Origin of the sequence: Pseudonocardia thermophila (assembly GCF_900142365.1) — a bacterium.
Taxonomy (GTDB): Bacteria; Actinomycetota; Actinomycetes; order Mycobacteriales; family Pseudonocardiaceae; genus Pseudonocardia; species Pseudonocardia thermophila.
Window position 1 is genome coordinate 277,769 of record NZ_FRAP01000005.1, and the last position, 19,749, is coordinate 297,517.

A 19,749-nucleotide genomic window follows, 5' to 3' on the forward strand; every position below is an offset into this window, starting at 1 on the left:
ACAGAACGTGCAGGACAACCCGCTGATCATCGAGGTCCGGTGCAACGAGTCGACGATGCGGGGAGCCAACCCGCACCTGCCGTACTCGGCCGAGGAGATCGTCCGGGAAGCCGAGCGCAGCCACGACGCCGGAGCCGCGATGATCCACTGGCACGGCCGCGACGCCGTGACGGGGGCGCCGGACAACTCGGTCGAGCTCTACCGCGAGACCCACGCGGGGATCCGCGCGGCCACCGATCTCATCACCAAGCCCACGCTGGGCTACATCAGCCAGAGCGGCGTCGAGGACCGGGTCAAGCACGTGCGCGCACTGGCCGACGATCCCCGGCTGCGCTTCGACGCCGTGCCCGTCGACTTCGGCTCGATGAACATCGACACGTGGCTGCCCGCGGAGAAGCGGTTCGAGCCCGGCGACGGCGTCTACGTCAACACCCGCAACGACATCGCCGCGGTGCTCGGGGTGTTCCGCGAACTCGACACCTTCGTGACGACCGTCTGCTGGGACGTCGGCCAGATCCGCACCGCGCTCTGCTACCGGGAGATGGGCCTCGCCCCCACCACGACGCTGTGGGAGTTCGTCTTCACCGGCGACAGCCGGCCGTCGAGCGCGGGCACGAACGTGCACGCCCTCAACGCCATGATCGCCGAGATCCCACCGGGTGAGCCGTGGCAGCTCATGTGCTACGGCGGCGACGTGCTGCCGCTCGCGGCACTGGCGATCGTGCTGGGCGGGCACGTCTCGATCGGCCTGGGCGATCACGACTACGCCCGCTTCGGCACCCCGCACAACGGTGAACTGGTGGAGCGGGTCGTGCAGCTCGCGGACACCCTGGGACGTCCGGTGGCGAGCCCCGCGCAGGCGCGCGAGCTGCTCGGCATGCCCGCGCTGCCCCCTGCCTGAGGCCGCGAACGACCACTTCCACGGAGAACCGAACTCGATGACCCTCCCGCTGCACGACCTCGCCCGGGTGACGAGCTACGCCGAGGCCGACGAGATCCTCTGCTCGCGCCGCTTCGCACAGGAGTCGAAGCACGAGAGCGCCCCGCTGATCGGCGACACCGTCCTCGTCCTCGACGGACCACCGCACCTGCAGCGCAGACGCCTGCTCGCACCGCTCGTCGCGCGGGGCGCGCTCGCCGACTACCACGCGGTGATCAGCCGGACGCTGGACCGGTGCATCGACGCGATGGTCGAGCCGGCGGGCGATGAGTGGGCCGCGGACCTCGTAGCGCTGGGCAGGTCGGTGTTCCTCCAGTTCGCGGCCGCCGTCATCGGGTTCGACGACGTCACCGACCCGGACGCGACCGCAGAGCTGCTCCGCCACCTGGGGCCGATCCTGGAAGCGGTGACCGTCGAGTGGTCCACACGGGACCACGCCACCGTGCTCGCGGAGGGCGAGGCGGCCCGCGACGCGGTCATCGCCCGCTTCTACACCCCCGCCGCGCGGCGGCGGGCCGAGCTCGTGGAGCGCGGTGAGGCACCGACCGACCTGCTCTCCCTCCTCGCCGCCCACGGCGAGGAGTGGGACGAGGACGCCGCTGTCCGCGAGGTCGTGCTGTTCCTCGCCGCGTCGACGCTCAACAACGTCGCCCTGCTGGTGCACACCGCGCACGAGCTGCACGCCATGGGCAGCTCGATCGAGGACATGACCGACGAGCAGCTCCACGAGGCCGTGTACGAGGCACTGCGCCTGTACCCGCCGACGGTCGCGCTGCTGCGCCGCGCGCTGACCGACGTGACGCTGCGCGACGGCCGGGTGATCCGGGAGGGCGAGTACGTGGCCGTCGACCTCGCCGCGGCGAACCGCGATCCGGCCGTGTTCGGCCCCGACGCCGACGTGTTCCGGCCGGGCCGCCCACTGCCCAATCGGGTTCGCCCGTGGGGCCTGACCTTCGGCAGCGGTCCGCATCTGTGCCTGGGACGCGCCGTGGTCACCGGGAGCCCCGCCGCACCCGGTGTCCACGTGCAGATCCTGCGCACCCTCGCCGCGCTCGGCTTGCGACCGGACCCCACCCGGGAGCCGGTCCTCGCCGCCAGCGCACAGCGGCGCCACGACAGCTACCCGGTGCTGCTGCGGCACCGGCCGGGCCGGTGACCGACACCCGCTCCGGGACCGTCACGATCGGGTGTCGGGCCATCGATCCCGACGGCGAGCCGCGTCGGCGCGTGAGTCCCGGATGAGTACCGCGCCGCTTCCCACCGGTCAGTGAGCCGCCGACGCAGCCCGATCGCACGTCCGTGACCCCGCCGGCCTCGACCACGATCACGCCGTTCACGAGAGGCCGCCCGACACCTGCGGATCGGACCGCCACCCGATCCGGACGCACGTGATCGGCGTGGGCATCCGCGCACCCGCCTGTGCCGTCGCCGCTGGTGCACGCGTCTTCCGCGATGCCCCGCTCGAGCGTCGCCGGGATGTGCGGGGCACGGGTCCGCACGGTCGCTCACCAGGCCCTGCCCGAGGAGTGCACGGCTCGCCGGCCCGGCGGACTCCGGGGTGCAGCCACACTTGCCACGCACCACCGGGGGAGGCCGTCGACGCACCCGTTTCCGGTCTGCACGAAGTGGCCGATTGTGGTTGGCACCGGCCCGCTCACCAGCAACGGAGCAGCCCGGACGCGATCGAGCCCCGGGGTGCGCCGGCGTCGACCGGTGGTCGCTCGGCCGCTGCGAGGCAACGGTTGGAACACGTCTCTTTCCGCGCCGCCGTGCCGCTGCTAACGTGATAACTATATTCACGATCTCTGTCACGTAGAGGTGAGTGTCAATGACGATGCGCACACGCGGCGCTGGAACCCGCAGTGGATGGGCGCGCCGGCTCCGGCTCGCGGCCGTGGCGACGGCCCTCGCGCTCAGTGCCGCCGCGTGCGGCGGTTCCGCCGGCGAGGGCGGCTCGGGCGACGAGGTCGTCCAGCTGCAGATGGCGAGCTTCCTCAGCCCGTCCACCGCACAGGGCCAGGCGATCTCGTGGTGGATCGACGAGCTGGAGAAGCGGACGCAGGGCCGGGTCAAGGTCGAGACGTTCTGGGACGCCTCCCTGCTGGGCGCCCAGGAGGTCCGGGACGGCGTGCGCGACGGGCGGGTCGAGCTCGGCAACGTCAGCTACGCCTACACCCCGAGCGACTTCCCGCTCACCTCGATCGTCGAGGTGCCCTTCCTGGGCGACAACATCGGCGCGCAGATGGAGGCCCTCAACTCCCTCTACGCCAACGACGAGGCCTTCCGCTCGGAGTGGGAGAACCAGGGCCTGAAGGTCCTGTCGTTCATCGGGGTGCCGCCCGCGCTCACCGGCGCGAAGGAGCGGGTCACCACCGTGGACTGGTACCGCGGCAAGACGGTGCGGGCCAGCGGCTACTTCGTCAAGGCGCTGGAAGCGGTCGGGGGCAACCCGGCGGCCATCCCGGTGCCCGAGACGTACGAGGCGATGCGCACCGGCACCGTCCAGGCCTACGGCGGCCTGATCCTCGACGTGATCACGCCGTTGAGCCTGCACGAGGTGGGCGGGCACATCCACGACCCGGGTCTGGGCCACTACGCCAACTCGACGTGGGTCATCTCGACCGAGACCTGGAACTCCCTCTCCCCCGAGCTGCAGAAGATCATCAACGAGCTCAACGCCGAGTTCCCCGACCAGCTCATCAAGGCGGCCGAGCGCACCGAGGACGAGGCGTGCACGAAGATCCTGGAGTCGGGCGGCTCGGCGTCGATCTTCTCCCCCGAGCAGACGCAGATCTGGCGCGAGGCCATCGGTGACACCCCGATGAAGGAGTGGGTGGAGAAGGCCCGCAAGGCCGGCGTCGCCGACCCGGAGGCGATGTACGCGCAGTTCAAGAACACCTACGACGCGGCCAAGACGGGCAAGTACGCCGACTACAAGTCCGGGATCGCGCGCTGCGCGGCCCGCAGCCAGTGATGATCGCGGTCGTACGCCACGCCCTCGACGCGGTGTGCCGGTTCCTGTCGTGGATCTCCGGCGCACTCACGCTGGTCCTCCTGCTGATGCTGGTGGCCGAGGTCGCGGCCCGCGAGCTGCTCGGCCGGTCACTGCTCGGCACGATCGAGCTCAGCGAGGTCCTGCTCGTCTTCATCGTGGCCCTCGGCGCTGCGCACGCGCAGCGCACGGGGGCGCACGTGAGCACCGACCTGGTCACGTCGAAGTTCCCGCCGGTCCCGGCGGCCCTGATCCGGGTCGCCGGGATGCTGGTGGCGGCGGGCTTCCTGCTCTGGACGGCGTGGGCGGGTCTGCGCCGCGGCTTGACCTCGTTCGAGTCCGGGGAGAGCCGGTTCGGGATCACCGACGTCCCGGTGTGGCCCGCCCGCCTCATCCTGCCCGTCGGGCTCACCCTCCTCGCGCTGCAGTGCCTGTTCACGGCCTGGGACGCGTGGCAGCGGCGCCACGGCGACCCGGAGCATGCGGTGCCGTCCGGTGCAGCGGGCGAGGCCGGGACCGGCGGCGCGCCGGGGGCTGGCGCGCCGGCCACCGCGCCCGCAGCGGGTGACGGCACCGAGCCTGGCCCCACCGAGTCCGACCCCACCGAGAGCGACGACACCGAAGCACGGCGGAAGAAGGCGGCCGATGTCTCCTGAACTGCTGATCGGCCTGGTCATCGCACTGCTGGTGATCCTCATCGCGGCCGAGGTGCCGGTGGCCTTCGCGCTGCTCACCAGCGGCGCGATCGGGTTGGTGCTGCTCAAGTCGGCCGGCTACGCCACGAACACCCTCGCCAACCAGCCCTTCTCGGACACGGCCGCGTTCAGCCTCGTGCTGATACCGATGTTCGTGATCATGGGCATGTTCGTGGTCGCGGCGGGCATCGCGCAGGACGTGTACGGAGCGGCCGCCCGGGTGTTCCGCCGGCTGCCCGGCGGCCTCGGCATCGCCACCGTCGCGGCTTGCGCGGGCTTCGCCGCCGTCACCGGATCGAGCGCCGCCACGGTGGCCACGATCGGCCGGATCTCGATCAACGAGATGCGCCAGCACGGCTACCGCTCGTCGTTCGCGGCGGGCATCGTGGCGGCGAGCGGCACGCTGGGGATCCTCATCCCGCCCAGCCTCGTGCTGGTCATCTACGGCACGCTCACCGGCGAGTCGATCGAGAAGCTGCTGCTCGCCGGCATCATCCCGGGCATCCTCACCGCGATCATGTACGCCGTGGTCGTGTTCGTCCGGGCACGCACGCAGATCTCGGCCGAGTTCGCCGTGTCGGCGCCGGTCCGCGCCGCCGTGGGCGGCGGTGGTGCCGGCACCGGCGGCGGGGCGGTGGCCACCGGCTCGGACGACGCTCCGATGACCAGCGCCGACGTGTCGGGCCGCAGCGCTGCCAGCGCGTTCGCGAAGGTCACGCTGCTGTTCCTCATCGTCGTGGTGGGCATCTACACCGGTCTGTTCACCGCCACCGAGTCCGGCGCCGTCGCCGCCTTCGCGGCCCTGCTCATGCTCATCTGGACGGCGGTGCGCCGGCGCGGGATGCGCCTGTGGCCGCTGCTGCGGCAGGCGTTCGAGGAGACCACCGAAGTCAGCACGATGATCTTCCTGCTGCTCATCGGCGGCGGGGTCTTCTCGTTCTTCATCGTCTCCGGTGGCTACGCGCGGGACTTCGCCGCATGGATCACCGAGCTGCCGGTGAGCCCGCACGTGGTCGTGGCGGCGCTGCTGCTCGCGCTGATCCCGCTGGGCATGATCCTCGACGGGATGTCGATCCTGCTGATCACCGTGCCCCTGACCTACCCCGTCATCACCGAACTCGGGTTCGACGGCATCTGGTACGGCATCCTGGTGGTCAAGCTGATCGAGATCGGACTGGTCACCCCGCCGGTCGGCATCAACTGCTACGTGGTCGCCGGTGCGGCACCGGGGCTGCGCGCGGAGGACGCCTTCCGCGGTGTCACACCGTTCATCGCGATCGACATGGTCACCACGGCGATCCTGTTCGCGGTGCCCGCCATCACCCTGTGGCTACCGTCGATCGCCTCGACGACCGGCTGACGCTCTGCGCGGGTCGGCGCTCCCCCTCGAGACACCGACCAGCAGGCCCCCGATGCTCCCGTCGCGCCCGCCGACCAGCGAGCACGACGGGTGAGGGCACGAAACAGCGGGTTTCCGCGATCGCGCATCGCGGGACCCGCTGTTCGCGTCTGCACCGTCAGTGAGCTGCAGCGACCGGCCCGAACGCCGAGAGCGCCACGTCCTGCCGGCGCGCCCCACTCGGCGATCCGCGCCATGTGCTCCGCGCGCACCGGCTCGAAGGACGTGCCGGAGAAGACCCGCAGCGGCGGCTCGTCCGCGTCGACGACGGCGAACAGCGCCGGCACCGTGGCTGCGGGATCCCCGACCTCGAAGGCGTCGGTGTCGGCCCGGAACCGGTCGTAGGCGGCGACGGGCGCGCTCCGCCGGGAGCCGATCTCCAGCCAACCCGTGGCGTACGGGCCGGGCTCGATGTTCGTCACCCGGTTCCCCAGGTCGCGCACCTCCTCGGCCGGCGACTCGCTCAGGCCCTCCAGCGCCCATGTCGCCGGGATAGGCCCGGACACCGCCCTCGCTCGTGACGTTCACCAGGTGCCCGTGGCCCTGCTCGCGCACGACCAGCAGCGCGGCCTGCAGGACCCAGAGCGCGCCGAAGAATTTGGTCTCCATCTGGGCGCGGACCTCCGCCTCGGTGAGCTCCTCGACGGCACCGAAGTGCCCGTAGCCCGCGTTGTTGACCACGACGTCCAACCGGCCGGACCGGTCGGTGGCCCGGCGCACCGCGTGGAACACCGCGTCCCGATCGCCGGAGCGGGAACAGCGCGTCGCCGTGGATCGCGACGAGGTCGTCGAGGGAGTGCGGATCGCGTGCGGAGGCGACGACCAGGTCGCCGCGCCCAAGAGCTGCCTGGGTCCAGATGCGGCCGAAGCCCCGCGACGCACCGGTGATGAGCCCAGACCTTCGCGTTCATTCCCATGGCTCCGCGCTGCGCCCGCCCGAGGTGTGCGACGAGCGAATCTTTGCACGTTTGCCATGACTGAATCGCAGACCGCTGTGGTGATGGCCGAGATGACGCTCGCCGGGCTCCGCGTCGTGCACGAGGTCGTGCGGTGATGTACACGGCGACGAGCCGGCGGTCACGGGCGCGGATACGGTCGATCAGCCGCTCGTCCTGGTCGGTCGTCGTGAAGATGTCGACGAGCACGGCCTCCTCGTCGCCCCGGACGAGCGCCGCGGCGTTCGCCACCAGCCCTGGTCGGCGCGGCCGGTGGGGAAGTCACGGACGACACCTCACGGCGCTCGATCCATGTGTCGGCCTGCAGTGTGCTCGGCATCGTCGGCACCCTCTCTTTCGACGGAGGCAACCTTCGCACCGTGGGGCACACCGCCGCTTGAGTCACCGACTCGATGGGGTGAATGCGACTCGGGCGATTCGCAGAACCAGGAAGCCGGCCCCTGCCGGGCCCGCCCCGAGCTGTGCCTGGACGAGATGTGCGCGGCCATCCCCCGTTCAGCGGGACCCGCCCCGGTCGTCCACGAGGGACATCCTCGGTCGACGGCCGGCGGTGAACGTTCCGCAAGAGCCTATTCTTCGAGAATCTCGATGGAGAGCTGCCCGAACCTCGGAGGGGGAAGAGCCAGATGATCCGCCGCCCGCGCGGGGACTCCAGCAGATGCACGTGTCGCGCCTGCTGGCCAGCTCGCCCTCGGTGATCGGTTCGTCGTTCCCGTTGACGGGCTGGACACCGGACTCGACGAGCCGTCGGTACTGACCGAGGATGTCGTCGGTCGTAAAGCAGAGCCGGTAGATGTGCCCATCCCCTTCTCGTCGAGCGATCCCGCAGTTTCCCGGCAATCGGGTGCACGAGTATGAAGCGCTGCCGCTCGTTGCTCGTGACGTCTCGACATGGAACCCATCCCCGTTCCACACCCGCAAATCGATCCGGGAACCCGAAGACGTCCTCGTAGTAGGCCGCCGCCTCGAGATCCTCGACGAGGATGTCGACATGACTGCGCCTCAGGGCTCACACGTTCCTCCCTGACCGTGATTCGGCGAGGTCGTAGATGCATGCGGGGCTTCCAGGCGCCGATCGGGAGTAGAACTCATCGGCCGGGCCCCTCGCAAGGAGGACTCTCCAACAGCAACCGATACCGTCCGCGAGGCACCGGATGCAGCTCCATACCAATCCCTGGCGCGCCGCGGCCAAGACACGGGTATCTCGCCACAACCAAGACCTCGCACATCCCGGCTGGTAGCTGTCCGGGAGTTCCGGCCGAAGGGGGTGTCACCAGGCGAGCAGGTCACGTCCTTCGCCTACCAACCGAGCCCCGGGATCCCGCAAGGACTGTCCCACCTGGTCACACACGGGTGACAGAGAGATCCACGAACTGTACGGTTGCGACCGTGTCTGCCCCGGAGTGGATCAAGGATCTCCTCGGCTGGAAGAACACCAGCAGTGGAAAGAAGCAGCTGTGCGTTCAACTATTCGGATTTTCGCTTTCGCCGAACATTTCAGATACGCACAGCACGGCGAGCATCATGTTCGCCGGCGAAGCGTTCAAGGAACTTGGAATCCCTTTGGAGCAGCGCCGTGAAGATATACCGGACAAAAACCGGGCTCACATCGACGTGGCGACCGGCATCAGTTCTGGGCGCGCGATGGAAGTCGGGATCGCGGAGGATCTCGATGCCGAGCTGAAAAGTTGAGATCCGGACAGGATCTGGTCGGTCCGCAGCACGGGTTTGGCGTCCCAGTACGCACAGTACACCCATCTCACGCAGTTGCAGGAACTACTTGAGAACAACCCGACGCTACGGGCCAGCGTTGCACGCGACTATCAGGTCACAACAGACGTGTATGTCGGAGTTCGACACAGGGGTGTCGACGGCGATCGGCCACCGTTCCTCCACGCCGCGATCTCGAGCAAGTTCACGATCCGTTCAGATCGGGTGCAAAACGTTCGACACGAGTTCAACACCCTTGTCCGAAATCGACGCGGTCGCACCCCTCATCTCATATTGGTAACGGCAGAGCCATTGCCGTCCCGGTTGACCTCCATTACGCGAGGAACCGGCGAAGTGGACGCAGTGTATCACGTACTGTACGACGAGCTAGACGCAGCGGTGCGCCGCGTTTGCGGAGAGAATCCGAAACTCCAGACCCAGCTGGATGATTGGGTGGAGATGGTGGAGCAGAAGCGTCTCCGACCGTACTCGGAGCTCGTAACCGACCTGATCACCACCTGACGACAAATGCGGTTGCGTCGCTTTCAGGTGACATCCAGATATCTCCGCAGGTGGGAGGCGATCGCTGCCGCCAACCCAACTGGAACAGCGTTCCCGATCTGCCTGGCGATCTGTATCTTGCTGCCGCACCAGGCGAACGTCTCCGGAAAGTCCTGCAGGAGCGCAGCCTCGAGATGGGTGATCACTCGATTGACACGCTTTGCAGGGTCATTCGGATCCCATTGCGGATGGAGGTACTGCCCCTTCTCCGGCTTGAAAAACTCCGTACGGATCGTCAGCGATGGCTGATCCCACCGCATTCGCCCCATCACGTCGGTCGTGCCAGTCTTCTTTTCACGCCAACAACGAAGGAAGAAGCTCGTCCGGCAGGTCGAAACGCCCGCCACCCGGGGGAACACAGTCGTACCGCCGGAGAGAGAGCTCACGGGGCTTCCGCCCGAAATGTAGATCAAGCCATTTGAACTGGCCCGGAACGGTTTGACCTTTGAAGGCCCACGTCGCCTCAGGAAGTTCCGTGGTCGCGGGCTGTTCCGGAAGTCCGCCGATACGCTCGCGAACGGTTCGCCAAGGCTCACGTCCGAGCATCGGGAGCTTCGAATGCGTAGGTTCCGGGAGCGGAATGCGCCCAACCCTGGAGCCGATGATTATCGTCCTCGGGCGCCGCTGAGCGACACCGTAATCCGCCGCGAGAAGCACACCGGAGCTCAACTCATATTCTTTGATCATCCCGTGATCTGCTTCATCCAGAAGGAGCTGGTACTCCAGGCTCTTGCCGAAGCGGTCCACATTTTCGATGACGAAAGCCCTGGGACGAGCGATCTGAACGAAACGGAGGTACTCCTTCCAAAGCTGGTTGCGTGGATCGTTCACATCCTTGCTGCCGAGATTCGAGAACCCCTGGCAGGGCGGTCCTCCGATCACGACGTCAGCCTCTGGAATCTCGTCGTCGGGCACGTCGGCGATGTCCCCCAGTAGACGTGCTCCTCGCCGAAGTTCGCTCCGTAGGTCGCCGCGGCGTGCAGGTCGTGCTCCACCGCGAACACCGGCTCGAAGCCCTGCTGCACGAACCCGGAGGTCATCCCCCCGCATCCCGCGAACAGGTCGATCAGGGTCAAGGGCTTCGTCACGAGGGACATGCTATGCGTCTCCACCGACGATGACGCTGGCCCACGCCGTCCGCAACGCGCTGGTGGCGTCATGCTGAGCCCGAAGTCCTGGTTGACAAGGTGGGACGGGCTCGCGCCTAGCCGACAGCCAGATCGCCGTTGCAGCTGCGGCGCGTTCACGGGGGGTACTTCAGGGCCCGCTCCCGGACGGACCGCCGGCGAATCGGACGACCTGAAGGTGGCCGCACATCCCGTCGGTCCGCCCGACTCGCGTGCAACGTCTGAAGCCATGACTCTTCCGAGTGGCCGACGCGCTCCGGGATCTCGGCCCGCACCATGCCCCCGAGGTGGGAGCGGACGCCATCCGCACGTCGAGCCGCCACTTGACCGGTCATGGGGCGAACCACACACCCCCGGACCCGGCGACCACCGGAGACCAGCGCTCACTCCGAGGCTTCGACAACGACGAGATCGCCGGATTTCGCAGCGACCGCGAGCCAGCTGCGATGCGCGAGCGACCAGCACCGTCGGAGACGCTCCTGCACCGACGCCATCGTCCTCCGGTCAGTCGCCATGGAGCCGCCGCACCCCTCCACCAGCACCGTCACCTTCGGCGCAGGAAAGCAGACCGCTGGCACTCGTGCGGACGACACCGCCCATCACACGCGTGCGCGCTGCTGGTGCGGTGGCCGATCAGGCCCCGCCGCTTCGAGCAGTGCCGCCGGCAACGACGCAGCTCGGCGTAGAACGAGTCGGTATCTCCGCATCCAGCGCACCCACCCGCACCGAGCCGAGCAGCGGGGAGATGTGGTTGCGCACGTACCCGCGGTACAGCGTCAACATGTTCGGCGAACCATCGAACTGCCCGGGGTACCGCCCCAAAAGGGTGATCGACGGTGACGTTCGTCCGCGGGTTCCGGTGCTCCGCCACCGGTGAGTGCTTCGGTTGTCCTGGTTGGTTCGCTGGTGGTGGGCGGGGGTTGGGTGGTGACGGTGCGGATGCGGGACTTGGTGGGCAGTTCCAGGCCCATGTAGCGGCGGCGGCCTTCGGTCCGTTCGTCGCTCTGTTCGGCCAGCACGGCGCCGACGGGGCGGATCAGGGCGTCGGGCCGGGGAAGATCCCGACCACGTCGGTGCGGCGGCGGATCTGCTTGTTCAGCTCTGCTTGGTCAGCCGTTCTTGGGGGTTGTCGGACCAGATCTGGCGCCAGATCTCGCGCGGATAGCTCGAGCAGATCGGCGCGGGCGGTCTCGAGGTGCTCGGCCGTGTCCCGGAAGCGGGGTTCGAGCGCGTCGATCACGTGGTCGTACTGGGCCGTGACGGCGTCTGCCTGGTCGACGGTGGTGCGGACCTGGGCGGCCACGTGCGGCTGCGCGGCCTTGGGCACCGTGGTGAGCAGGTTGCGCAGGTAGTGGGTGCGGCAGCGCTGCCAGGCCGCGCCGGGCAGTGCGGACCCGATCGCGGCGACCAGGCCGGGGTGGGCGTCGGAGATCACCAGCTGGACCCGGGACGGGCCGTGCGCGACCACCCCCCGCAGGAACGCCAGCCGGCCCGCGCCGTCCTCGGCACTGGCGACGTCCAGGCCGAGGATCTCGCGGTACCCGTCGGTGTTGACACCGGTCGCCACGAGCGCGTTCACGACCCGGCCGTCCTCACGGACCTTCACCACCAAGGCGTCGACCCACACGAAGCTGTCGACCCCTTGATCGAGTCGCCACTGCCGGAACGCGGTCACCTGGGCGTCGAGATGGGTGGCCATCTCACTGACCTACCAGCGGGACAGCGACTTGACGCCGAGCTGCTCAGCGAGGCGCTCCACCCGCCGGGTCGAAACACCGAGCAGATAGGCGCTGCCAGGTCGGCGGTGGCCACCACGGTGACCAGGGCCTGCTCGACGCGACGGCGATGTCAGCAGCCACTCCGGGAAGCAGAAGCCCTCGCGCAGCTTCGGGATCGCCAGCTCGACGGTGCCGACGCGGGTGTCGAACTCCCGGCCCCGATACCCGCTGCGCCGATTGACCCGTTCGGCACAGCGCTCACCCCGACCAGCGCCGCGGACCCCATCGGCCTGAGCGGACACATCATCGCGTTCGCGAACGCGCCGATCATTTCCCGCAACAGATCAGGCGACGCGCCCTACAGGTGCTGCTCCCGCAACCCCTCGACATCGATACTGTGCGGTGCAGCCATCGCGGTGATCCTCTCGGTGGGTTCCCTGGCCGGTACTCATCAAGATCACGCGATGGCCGTCCACATCACGACGCCACGCCGCTCAACAGCGAGAGTCTCGTACACCACCTCCGAGGACGCAGCCTGCTGGACGTGCTGTGATCCCGAGGTGCCGCCGATCTTGCCGCACGCCACCCCTCGACCAGGGGCTGGCGATGGGAAAGCGGTGCCGGGCGGCGACCGGCGGCCGCGCACCTGGTCTTGCTGGGGTCAAGGAGAAGCTGTAGGAGCTGCTGCCGGGCCGGGGTTCCGCAGCTGTTGTCCTGGGAAAGCGCACGGAAACGGCCTTTGAGCTGGGCAAATGTGCTCGCGCCTGGTGACGGGTCGTGTCACTAGGCGCCGGTGTTCGCCCTGGTCAGCGCGGTGCCGGGTCTTCGGTGTGCAGGTGCAGGATCCGGGGTGGGAGGGCGATGTCGAGGGCCTGGTGGAGGCGGCGGGTCTCGGGGTCGGCGGGGGTGGTCTGGCGGAACACGCCGGCGGGGCCGGTGAAGGTGCCCACGTGCAGGCGTTGCAGCTGGGTGCGGGCGCGGGTCCAGGTGGTGGCGGCGCGGGTCTCGACGATGCGGGCCAGCAGGAGGGCGAGCCAGCAGAGCAGGACGTGGGCGCGGATGCGGTCTTCGAGCCGGTGGTAGACCGGGCGCAGGTCCAGGACCTGCTTCATGTCCCGCCAGCCGCGTTCGACCTCGAGCAGCTGCTTGTAGCCCAGCGCGATGTCCTCGGTGCTCAGGTGCGGATCGGAGGTGCGCAGCAGGTACTTGCCGTCCAGGCGGGCGTCGGCGGCGACCTTGGTGGCGTCGATGCGCAGCAGCCCGCCGGGGGTGGTGCGCAGGAACCGGTGCAGCCCTGGCTTCGTCGAGATGACCCCGCGTAGCTCGGCCCGCTTGGTGGGGGTGAGCCGGTCGGAGCCGGCGATCATCGCCTCCAGCCGGGTGAGGAGGCGGTCGCGGGTGGCGGCGTCGCGGTCGGCGGCCTCGGGGTTGTGGCAGACCACGAAACGCTCGTGTTCGCTGATCTTGACTTCCTTGACCCGCAGGTTCTCGGCGACCTGCTGGTAGCGGCCCTGCCGGGCGAGTGCCGCGGTGGCCTCCGGGGAGCCGGAGCGCAGCTTCTCGCCGAGGATGTAGCCCCCGCCGCCCGCGGCGAGGTGGCGGCGGTTCGCGGCGGAGGTGAACCCGCGGTCGGCCACCCAGATGAGCTTGCCGAGGGTCCAGTCCCGCAGATCGTCGCGCACCTGGCGGATCAGTGGGGAGTCGCTGGTGTTGCCCGGCCAGCACCACACCCGCACCGGGATCCCGTCGCGGGTGACGGCCATCCCGACGATGACCTGCGGCAGGTCGTCGCGGGCGTCCTTGGACTTGCCGTGGGTGCGGAACCCGGCCCGACCCGATGCCCCCGCCGGCGGCGCGTCGCCCTCCGCGTCGGACTCCCTGCCGGACTCCGCCCCGGGCTCCCCGTCTGGGTCGAGGACGCGGCCGTGCTCGTCGCGCCACACCGGGGTGTCGGGGTCCTCGGTCTCGAAGTAGGTGCTGGTGGTGTCGAAGAAGATCAAATCGACTTCGAGGTTGAGCAGGTCGGCCACGGCGTCGAACACCCCGCGCGCGAGCTTCTCCTCGACCTTGATCAGCCAGTCCATCGCCCGGTAGCAGGCGTCATCGGACACGGTGTAGTCGCCCCCGGTCAGCCCGGACAGGTGCACGTCGTGCGCGACCCAGCCGGTGGCGGCCAGCTTCGATGACGGCGCCAGCGCCCGGTTGGCGACCAGCGCGAACAGCACCCGCTCCACCACCGGGTCCCGGCGGGTGCCCGCGGCGAGGCGGCGCAGCAGCCGATCGATCCCCAGCCGCCGCCACAGCCCGTCGAGCAGCCACGCCCCGCCCAGCGGGCGGGACTCGACGAACTCCAGCCCGGGCAGTGGCTCCTGCCGCCCCCGCCCGCCCGCCGTCGGGCTGCCCAGCAGCCGGGTCAGCGCCTTGATCAGCCGCTCGATCGCGGCCCGGTCCAGCTGGTCGGCGCGGCCGAACGAGTACAGCACCTTCGTGCGCGAGGTCTTCGCCGCCGGATCCCACTCGTTGTGCGCCAGCTGCAGGTAGGACACCTTCGACCCGTCGGCGTTCTTCCGAGTCGAGGTGCGCACGAACACGCCACCAGACCCTACACGAGCACCCGCAGCTCACCGCGCTCGGCCCGGCCAACTCGTGTTACTAGGGCTTCCGACGCGCTGGACCAGAACTCACCGCGCTGACCTGCACCAACAGTCACAGTCATGCACCAGGTCACACATCAGCTGCGGAACGCCGGCCGGGCGGAGGCGCTGGCAACGGGGTGACGCGCTACAGGACCGAAGCGCCGTTCGTGGTGCTTTCTCCGCCCGAATTCGGACACTTACGTCACGATCTACGATCTGTCCAGCCAGCCCACGATCACACGCAATACCTAGCCCTGCCGGTGAGCACGGTCATGTCTCCGGAGCGTGCCGTGAGGTAGGCCAGCCCGTCCCGTGTGCCGGAGCCGATCTCGAGCGTGTCTCCCGGGAGCACGGGCGCGGCCAGTCGCGCGTCGAGCCACTCGAGCCCAGCCGGATGGGCGCCGACCTGGCCGGCGACGATACGGGCGGTGATCCCCAATGTGCAGAGGCCGTGCAGGATCGGCCGGTCGAACCCGTTTGCCGTGGCGACGTCGGGATCGATGTGTACCGGGTGCCGGTCGCCGGTGAGCCGGTACAGTGCGGCGAGATTCGGGCTGGTCGCGAAGGTCGTCCAGGTTGTCGGTGGCACCGGCTCCCCGCGGTCAGCAGCAGGTCCCCGATCCCCGCCCCACCCGCCGAGACCGGGCAGGAAGATCGTGTAGACGGTGGAGAACACTTCGGACGAAACTTCGATCTCGACGACCGCTGCCTTGCCCTTGTCATAGACGTTGGCGACGCGCCCGGTCATGGGGATCGAGCCGCTAGCCGGCAGCGGTCGGTGGATGACGAGCCGTTGCCCGGCGTGTAGTGAGCGCCGTGGGTCATAGGCCCCGAGGCGACCAGCGGCCTCGACGGCCCATAGGCCCATGGCGCAGGCGTAGGTGGGCATGGCACGCAGATCGCGTTCGTAGACCAGGTCGAGCTCGGTCGCCGACGCGCCCACGGCCAGCGCGTAAAGGATCGTGGCGGTGTCGTCGTACGTGGAGGTGTGCGTGCCGAGATCCGTGCCGGCCAGACGCTGGAGCTCGACAGTGGCAGTGCTCATCAGTAGACCTCCGGTCCGGTGGTCGTGGCGTGTGCGTGGGTCAGCCAGTCACTCATGGTGCCCCTCCGCCGGGTCGTTCGAGGGTGTGCCGGCAGCGGGCTTTCTCGACCGCGGCTCGGCGGGCGGGAGAATCAAGAAGCTCCCGACGGCGTTGCTGCCAGCGGGCGGGATCGGGGTCTGGGTCGGCCAGGAACTTCTTGGTCGCGGCGAGTGCCGGCAGGTGCTCGGGGCGAATCTCCGACAGCATGGTGATGGCTCGATCGACCGCGTCGCCGCGCGGTACCACGACAGACACCAGCCCTGCTACGAGCGCCTCGCGGGCGGACACCCGCTCGCCGAGCAGGAGCAGGCGACGCAGCGCATGGCCCGGATAGGTGCGGCGCATCCGATCCAGGGCATCGGGATTGTACAGCAGGCCGAGACGCACGGCGGGAATCTGCAGGTAGCACCCTTCCCCGCCCACCCTGAGATCGCACGCCAGTGCGATGTCGGCGGCCGCACCGATGCACGGTCCCTCGATCGCGGCGACCACGATCCTCGGTGACGACCGGATCGCCGTGGTCACCGCAGCCACAGTCTCGTCGAAGCCGACGTCGGCCGCCGTCCCGCTGAGCTCGCCGAAGTCGGCTCCGGCGCTGAACGTCCCACCACTACCACTGATCACGATGCCGGTGACCGTCTCGTCGAGCTCGTCCACCGCCGCGCCGAGTGCCGCCAGGAGGGGCCTGCTCAAGGCGTTTCGTGTTCGTGGAGCGGTGATCTCGAGATGCAGGACACCGCCGATCCGCCGCTGCGCAACCGCCGTCGATGAGACGGCCTCGGTCATCCCGCGCTCCCGGCGTGGTCGAGGGTCCAGCGTGCCTTCACCGGCGCGCGGTCGAACGCCAGGGCCTCCTCGAGGTCCTCCGACACGTCGAGCAGCAGCTGTTCGGCGCCGGCGCGGGTGACGAGTTGCACGCCGACGGGGAGCCCGTCGACCAGACCGCACGGCAGGGAGGCGGCCGCGACGCCGGCGACGTTGAACGGCACGGCGAACGGGAAGGCACCCCACAGCGTGTCGACGGGTACACCGCCGACCGACGTCGGGCGTTCCCTGAGTGGGAAGGCCGCCACGGCGGTGGTCGGGGTGACCAGCACGTCGTGGTCGGCGAAGAGCGCGTCGATCCGTCGGCGGTAGATCGGGAGAAGCTCGTGTGCTCGCCGGACGACGGCCGGATCGAGTGCCTCGGCGGCGCGCAGCGAGGACCGTTCATACCGGGTGAGGTGCTGTGCTGCGTGTCCGAGGAGGTGGCCGCGCTCGCGGTGCTCGTCGTCGAGGACCAGCGGACCGAAGACGTCGTTCCACCCTTCGACGGGGAGGTCTCCCTCCACGACATCGTGGCCCAGTTCGGCCAGTGTCGTCACGGCATGCTCGACGGCTGCAGCGACCTCTGCTTCGACCGGACGGCCCTCGGGGTTGGGGCAATAGCGGATCCGCAGCGGTGCCGAGACGGGTCGGCGCGGGTGTGTGGAGCCGGCGAGCACGGAAAACAGCACCCGAGCGTCGGCGACGCGCGCAGCCAGCGGACCAGGGCTGGTGAAGTCCGTCATGGCCCGGAAGCCCTTCTCATCGGGACACACCCCCGGGGAGGGCTTGAGACCGTAGAGTCCGGTGAATGCAGCCGGGATGCGGATCGACCCCCCGCCGTCGGAGCCAACCGCGACGGTCGACAGCCCGGCGGCAACCGAGGCGGCGGCGCCACCACTCGAACCACCGGGGGTACGGGCCGGGTCCCACGGGTTGGCGGTGTCGGGACCGAGGAGGTTGTCCGTGGTGGCCGACTGGCCGAATTCGGCGGTGTTCGTCTTGCCGGTGAACACCGCGCCTGCGGCCCGAAGGCGCCGCACGACGCCGGAGTCGTTCTTGGCGACGTGGTCGCGGTGCACCACGGAGCCGAGCGTGGTCACAACCCCTTCGACGTGGAAGGCATCTTTGATCGAGACCGGAACGCCCAGCAGCGGAGGTGTCGGCCCGCCCGCGGCGTAGCAGCGCTCGGCGGCCGCGGCTTGGGAGAGGGCCAGCTCGTCGGTCACAGTGAGGAAGCTGTGCAACGCCCCGTCCAGGCGCTCGATCCGGTCGAGGAAGGTGCGCGTGACCTCGACCGGGCTGAGCCTGCGGGCCCGGTAGGCCGTGACGAGGTCGGCGATGCCGAGCCAGCAGACGTCGCTCTCAGCCATGGGGGTGGACTCCGCCGCTGATCCCGTACACCTCGCCCGTGACGTACCCGGCGGCGTCGGAGACCAGGAAGGACACGAGGTTGGCGACGTCGTCCGGCCGACCCACCCGGCCGACGAGCGAGCGGTTCTCCGCGTATCCGTCGAAGAATTCGTCAGGATAGATTTTTCGGAGGAACTCGTTGTAGATCAAACCAGGGGCGACCGCGTTGACTCGCACTCCGTGGCGGCCGTTCTCCGCCGCCGCAACGCGGGTGAGGGCGAGCACACCGGCCTTGGCCGCGGAATACGCCGCGCCATGCTCGGTGGACGTCTCATACGCAGCGATGGAGCTGATGTTGACGATCGCGCCGGAGCGCTGCGCGATCATATGCGGCAGCGCGTGGCGCATCGCCAGAAACGTGCCGGTCAGGTCCACGTCGAGACAGCGCCGCCAGGTCTCCACCGACATTTCGGCGACCGGTTCGATCTTCGACCAGCCAGCGTTGTTGATCAAGATGTCGAGCCGGCCCCGCTCGGCGGCGACCCGGTTCATGCAGGCCTCGACTCCGGCGGCGTCCGTGACATCGAGGGGGATGGCCAGGAACGGTCGGCCGTGCTGCTCGCTCAGATCATCCGCCAGCGCCTTGCAGCGGCGTTCGTGGGCATCGGTGATGACGACGTCGATGCCGTCCGCCGCGAGCCGGCGGCTGATCGCGGCACCGATCCCGGCGCCCGCCGCAGCGGTGACGACGGCGACCTTGCGCTCGGTCATGAGGCCTCCTCGACGGCGGGGATGATCTCGCGGGCGAGCTGTTCCATCCGACGTCTGCGACCGCCGGAGAGCAGTGCGAAAGTGATCCGGTCGATGTCGAGGGCGCACAGCTGCTTCAATCGCGCGACGCACTGCTCGGTCGTCCCGACCAGGGCAACCGAGCGCACGAACTCGTCACTCACGGCCTGCTTGTGGCCCGCGTGCCGGGAGAGGTGCTCGACGAGGTGGTACTCGGAGTTGGCGGCGGCGAACTCGGGACGGAACCGCTCCCAGGCCGGAGGCATTTGCTTCCAGGAATGGAACGTGGCCGCCTGGCTGGTCGCCCAGGCGCGCACATCGTTGAGTGCCTTCTCCTGGTCCTCGTCCACGCTCATGGTCACAGTCAGGTCGATCAGCAGCTCGGAGCGATCGCGGCCGCTCCTTCGCAGGCCCTCGTGGATGTACTCGAGCTGCCACTCGACGAACTCGGGGTCCGCGGCGCCCATCAGGATCGCGCCGTCACACTTCCGCCCGGCCAGCCGTAGCATCCCGGGCTGGGAGACGGCGAGATAGATCGGGATCTGCCGGCGGGCCGTGGCGAGCCGGACCTTCGTGCCGTAGAGCTCCTGCTCCTCGCCAGTGAACAGGCGACGGAGTTCGTCGATGCCGGCCGACAGATCGCCGAGCTTCGACGGCTGGCCACCGGCGCCGTACACCGCCGACCAGCCGGCACCGAGACCTAGCATGGCGTGGCCGTGACTCAGCTCATCCAGGGCGACGGTGGCGTTCGCAGTGACCGTGGGGTGGCGCGTCACCAGATTGGTGACCGCGGCACCGATGTTCAGGTTCGTGGTCGCGAGAGCGGCGAGGTACATCGCCGCGTACACGTCCTTCATGCCCAGCTGGAAGTCGATGAACCACATCGCCTCGAACCCGTTAGCCTCCGCGGCCGCGGCGAGTTCGGTGACGTTGGTGAGCGGCTCCCGTGGACTGACTCCCATCGAGAGTCCCCATCGGTCCATG

Annotated in this window: 17 protein-coding genes and 1 pseudogene; 7 read left to right on the forward strand and 11 right to left on the reverse strand. The window is 69.2% G+C overall.

The annotated features are described in order from the left end of the window. The first annotated feature begins 7 nt into the window (after positions 1-7). The 5 genes from BUE41_RS09130 to BUE41_RS09150 all read left to right on the forward strand — a co-directional run bounded on the left by BUE41_RS09130 (position 8) and on the right by BUE41_RS09150 (position 5,987). Complete coding sequence (locus tag BUE41_RS09130) at positions 8-901, forward strand: beta-keto acid cleavage family enzyme (RefSeq protein ID WP_234997096.1); 894 nt, start codon at positions 8-10, stop codon at positions 899-901. 37 nt (positions 902-938) lie between these two features. Further along, positions 939-2,096 (forward strand): cytochrome P450, encoded by a 1,158-nt coding sequence (locus tag BUE41_RS09135; RefSeq protein ID WP_073456561.1) that lies wholly within the window; start codon positions 939-941, stop codon positions 2,094-2,096. 672 nt (positions 2,097-2,768) lie between these two features. Next, positions 2,769-3,914 (forward strand): TRAP transporter substrate-binding protein DctP, encoded by a 1,146-nt coding sequence (gene dctP, locus BUE41_RS09140; protein ID WP_143172054.1) that lies wholly within the window; start codon positions 2,769-2,771, stop codon positions 3,912-3,914. Further along, positions 3,914-4,588 carry a TRAP transporter small permease subunit gene (locus BUE41_RS09145; protein WP_084754644.1) on the forward strand — a complete coding sequence of 225 codons (675 nt, stop codon included), beginning with the start codon at positions 3,914-3,916 and terminating at the stop codon, positions 4,586-4,588. The genes dctP and BUE41_RS09145 overlap by 1 nt, the downstream gene beginning before the upstream one ends. Further along, positions 4,578-5,987 carry a TRAP transporter large permease gene (locus tag BUE41_RS09150; protein WP_073456564.1) on the forward strand — a complete coding sequence of 470 codons (1,410 nt, stop codon included), beginning with the start codon at positions 4,578-4,580 and terminating at the stop codon, positions 5,985-5,987. The genes BUE41_RS09145 and BUE41_RS09150 overlap by 11 nt, the downstream gene beginning before the upstream one ends. Here BUE41_RS09150 and BUE41_RS09155 read toward each other — a convergent pair. Continuing rightward, a complete protein-coding gene (locus tag BUE41_RS09155) occupies positions 5,958-7,001 on the reverse strand; it encodes an SDR family NAD(P)-dependent oxidoreductase (RefSeq protein WP_234997097.1) in 1,044 nt (347 codons plus the stop codon). The two genes, BUE41_RS09150 and BUE41_RS09155, sit on opposite strands and share 30 nt — an antisense overlap. A gap of 1,370 nt (positions 7,002-8,371) precedes the next feature. On the opposite strand from BUE41_RS09155, the gene BUE41_RS09165 reads away from it, so the two are divergent. Together BUE41_RS09165 and BUE41_RS32865 are read left to right on the forward strand one after the other, a co-directional pair. Continuing rightward, a complete protein-coding gene (locus BUE41_RS09165) occupies positions 8,372-8,674 on the forward strand; it encodes a PDDEXK family nuclease (RefSeq protein ID WP_073456566.1) in 303 nt (100 codons plus the stop codon). A gap of 36 nt (positions 8,675-8,710) precedes the next feature. Continuing rightward, positions 8,711-9,214, forward strand: coding sequence for an NgoMIV family type II restriction endonuclease (locus BUE41_RS32865; protein ID WP_073456567.1), 504 nt, complete (start codon positions 8,711-8,713; stop codon positions 9,212-9,214). 23 nt (positions 9,215-9,237) lie between these two features. On the opposite strand, the gene BUE41_RS31790 is transcribed toward BUE41_RS32865, so the two are convergent. The 10 genes and pseudogenes from BUE41_RS31790 to BUE41_RS09215 form a co-directional block, all read right to left on the reverse strand. After that, positions 9,238-9,513 (reverse strand): DNA cytosine methyltransferase, encoded by a 276-nt coding sequence (locus tag BUE41_RS31790; RefSeq protein ID WP_234997099.1) that lies wholly within the window; start codon positions 9,511-9,513, stop codon positions 9,238-9,240. 34 nt (positions 9,514-9,547) lie between these two features. After that, complete coding sequence (locus tag BUE41_RS09175) at positions 9,548-10,168, reverse strand: DNA cytosine methyltransferase (protein WP_268794452.1); 621 nt, start codon at positions 10,166-10,168, stop codon at positions 9,548-9,550. Continuing rightward, on the reverse strand, positions 10,132-10,341 hold the full coding sequence (locus tag BUE41_RS32390) for a DNA cytosine methyltransferase (RefSeq protein ID WP_268794453.1): 210 nt from the start codon (positions 10,339-10,341) through the stop codon (positions 10,132-10,134). The genes BUE41_RS09175 and BUE41_RS32390 overlap by 37 nt, the downstream gene beginning before the upstream one ends. A 1,075-nt stretch (positions 10,342-11,416) precedes the next feature. Further along, a pseudogene (locus BUE41_RS29585) lies at positions 11,417-12,400 on the reverse strand (IS256 family transposase). 504 nt (positions 12,401-12,904) lie between these two features. Beyond that, a complete protein-coding gene (locus BUE41_RS09190; RefSeq protein ID WP_073456570.1) occupies positions 12,905-14,689 on the reverse strand; it encodes an IS1634 family transposase in 1,785 nt (594 codons plus the stop codon). 280 nt (positions 14,690-14,969) lie between these two features. Continuing rightward, on the reverse strand, positions 14,970-15,779 hold the full coding sequence (locus tag BUE41_RS09195; RefSeq protein WP_073456571.1) for a MaoC/PaaZ C-terminal domain-containing protein: 810 nt from the start codon (positions 15,777-15,779) through the stop codon (positions 14,970-14,972). 52 nt (positions 15,780-15,831) lie between these two features. Then, complete coding sequence (locus BUE41_RS09200; protein WP_073456572.1) at positions 15,832-16,605, reverse strand: enoyl-CoA hydratase/isomerase family protein; 774 nt, start codon at positions 16,603-16,605, stop codon at positions 15,832-15,834. Continuing rightward, a complete protein-coding gene (locus BUE41_RS09205) occupies positions 16,602-17,996 on the reverse strand; it encodes an amidase (RefSeq protein ID WP_073456573.1) in 1,395 nt (464 codons plus the stop codon). Before BUE41_RS09205 ends, BUE41_RS09200 begins: the two co-directional genes overlap by 4 nt. Then, positions 17,989-18,747: an SDR family NAD(P)-dependent oxidoreductase gene (locus tag BUE41_RS09210; protein ID WP_073456574.1), complete on the reverse strand. Its 759-nt coding sequence runs from the start codon at positions 18,745-18,747 to the stop codon at positions 17,989-17,991. Before BUE41_RS09210 ends, BUE41_RS09205 begins: the two co-directional genes overlap by 8 nt. Then, the gene (locus BUE41_RS09215; protein ID WP_073456575.1) at positions 18,744-19,748 is read right to left on the reverse strand and encodes an LLM class flavin-dependent oxidoreductase; all 1,005 of its coding nucleotides are present in this window, start codon (positions 19,746-19,748) and stop codon (positions 18,744-18,746) included. Before BUE41_RS09215 ends, BUE41_RS09210 begins: the two co-directional genes overlap by 4 nt. Position 19,749 lies beyond the last annotated feature (1 nt).

What these genes read in the sequence shown, in the direction of transcription:
- BUE41_RS09135 (WP_073456561.1), top strand. Translation starts at nt 939, where the DNA reads ATGACCCTCCCGCTGCACGACCTCGCCCGGGTGACGAGCTACGCCGAG.
- dctP (WP_143172054.1), top strand. Translation starts at nt 2,769, where the DNA reads ATGACGATGCGCACACGCGGCGCTGGAACCCGCAGTGGATGGGCGCGC.
- BUE41_RS09145 (WP_084754644.1), top strand. Translation starts at nt 3,914, where the DNA reads ATGATCGCGGTCGTACGCCACGCCCTCGACGCGGTGTGCCGGTTCCTG.
- BUE41_RS09150 (WP_073456564.1), top strand. Translation starts at nt 4,578, where the DNA reads ATGTCTCCTGAACTGCTGATCGGCCTGGTCATCGCACTGCTGGTGATC.
- BUE41_RS09155 (WP_234997097.1), bottom strand. Translation starts at nt 7,001, where the DNA reads ATGGCAAACGTGCAAAGATTCGCTCGTCGCACACCTCGGGCGGGCGCA.
- BUE41_RS31790 (WP_234997099.1), bottom strand. Translation starts at nt 9,513, where the DNA reads ATGCGGTGGGATCAGCCATCGCTGACGATCCGTACGGAGTTTTTCAAG.
- BUE41_RS09195 (WP_073456571.1), bottom strand. Translation starts at nt 15,779, where the DNA reads ATGAGCACTGCCACTGTCGAGCTCCAGCGTCTGGCCGGCACGGATCTC.
- BUE41_RS09200 (WP_073456572.1), bottom strand. Translation starts at nt 16,605, where the DNA reads ATGACCGAGGCCGTCTCATCGACGGCGGTTGCGCAGCGGCGGATCGGC.
- BUE41_RS09205 (WP_073456573.1), bottom strand. Translation starts at nt 17,996, where the DNA reads ATGGCTGAGAGCGACGTCTGCTGGCTCGGCATCGCCGACCTCGTCACG.
- BUE41_RS09210 (WP_073456574.1), bottom strand. Translation starts at nt 18,747, where the DNA reads ATGACCGAGCGCAAGGTCGCCGTCGTCACCGCTGCGGCGGGCGCCGGG.
- BUE41_RS09215 (WP_073456575.1), bottom strand. Translation starts at nt 19,748, where the DNA reads ATGGACCGATGGGGACTCTCGATGGGAGTCAGTCCACGGGAGCCGCTC.